Genomic DNA, 1875 nt, shown 5'->3' with positions numbered 1-1875 from the left:
CACTCTTATAAAAGTTGCTATATTAGAAAACCCTACTATCTCTGAAACTTCTTTAGCCTTTATATTTATATCTGCCTCCATCATCTCTTTAGCCTTTATGATACGTGACTCGTGTATAAATTCTAAAACACCTTTCCCCATTTCCTTTTTAAAAAATCTGGATAAATAAGATGGTGTAATATTTGAAAGCTCTGCTAGGCTTGAAACAGATAAATTTATATCAGAAAGATTTTCTTCTATTATGTTAAGTATTTTCTTAATAGAACATACATCTTCTTGATGTTTTTCATCTTCTAATATAATTTCTTTCTCATATTATTTACTTGGTAATACCCTTTATGTACATCATCTAATGTTTTAAAACATTTACTTATATATGTAGAGCAATAGATATTTTCAACTTTTATAAACTCATCTAATAATTGAAAATTTTTATTTTTAACATCTTTATAAAATTCATCTTCAGTATTTCCATTTCCATTTATAATAAAATATATATTAGACTTATTTTCAATCATATAATAAATATAGTCCTTCAAATACTGCTCTATATACGCTTTTAAAATTTCTTTTTTATAATCCCCTATTAAGTCTTGCTCTTTTTCCTGATTTTCAAATAAAAACATAGTTACAGTATAAAATTTTCCGTAAAATCCCCATAATTTTATGTCCTCTTTTGAAATACTATGAGATAATCCTGATATAAGTAATTTACCTAAATATAATTCTTTAATATCATCTTCATATTTTTTTAGCTTTATCTTCATATTTTTATTTTGCTCTTTGTAGCTTTTAATATATTTCTCTAAATTTCCATAGTTAAGTTCTTGAAAATAATCTCCGTCATCTTTTAACATATCAAATAAACGTTTAATAGGTGCATAGTTACGATTTGTAGTTAATAAAACTGCTATAAATAATAAAATGATACATAAAATAATACAAGATATGCCTAAAGCTTTTGAGAATTTTACAGACAAATATTGTATATTCTCAGGCTTTGCATAAACTAAAATAATTCCTTTTTTTGTAATTTCTCTAAATTTTAAATGATAATTTAAATCTTTAATTTTTAATTTATCTTTATTTTCATTATAACATTTTGTAAGCTCTTTTGCTAAATCGTCATCTTTATTACTATTTGTGGAAACTAACATTTTATTATTTAAAATAATATATACATTATCATTTTTATTTATAAATATATTATTCAATTTTTCTAAAATATATATATCTTTTAATTTAATAATCAATTTATTGTTATCTCCTATATCGGTTATTAAAATATTGTTTCCTTCACTATTTCTATAAAAATGTATACTGGACATATATAAATTACTTATTTTATATTTTTCCTGTTCTCCATCAAAATTTTTATAGTATTTTTTTTTATAGTCATATGTACTCATTCCAGAATTAGTAGAAAGTACATAGTCATAACTATGAAGGTAGAGAGCAATTTCATCTATATTTTTATTTCTTTTAATTATTTTATTAAATGACTTAAATATTTCATATTCTGTATAATAATTTCTTTCTTTACTCCTTAAATATTTATTTATATCCTCATCTACTTTTATATTGTATATTGTCTGATACGCATCTTCATAAGTAAATTCTATTTCATCTGATACCTTTTCAAAAATAATATTTTCAAAATTTGATATTGTATCTTCTATTATATTTAAAGAAACCATTTCCATAATAATAAGAATAATAATAGGTAGAGGGATAATAATTAACATAGATTTTAAAATTGACAAAAAAATCTTAGAACTAAAATCTATTTTAAAAAATAATAATTTTTTCAACTTTATCCTCCTTATATTACTTTTAGTAAATTTATTATTTAAATTATATCAATGAATTGTACAA

Annotated in this window: 2 protein-coding genes; both read right to left on the bottom strand. The window is 21.2% G+C overall.

Translation table 11 applies throughout. The annotated features are described in order from the left end of the window. A partial coding sequence (locus R5Z65_RS10300; RefSeq protein WP_369124045.1) for a helix-turn-helix domain-containing protein occupies positions 1–219 on the bottom strand: 219 nt, incomplete at its 3' end. A 74-nt stretch (positions 220–293) separates the two neighbouring features. Then, on the bottom strand, positions 294–1811 hold the full coding sequence (locus tag R5Z65_RS10015; protein WP_317368906.1) for a hypothetical protein: 1518 nt from the start codon (positions 1809–1811) through the stop codon (positions 294–296). Positions 1812–1875 lie beyond the last annotated feature (64 nt).

It is taken from the genome of uncultured Tyzzerella sp. (genome assembly GCF_963558545.1).
GTDB lineage: Bacteria > Bacillota > Clostridia > Lachnospirales > CAG-274 > Tyzzerella.
The sequence above is the reverse complement of the archived record's forward strand: the minus strand, read 5'-3'. Positions and strand labels throughout refer to the sequence as shown.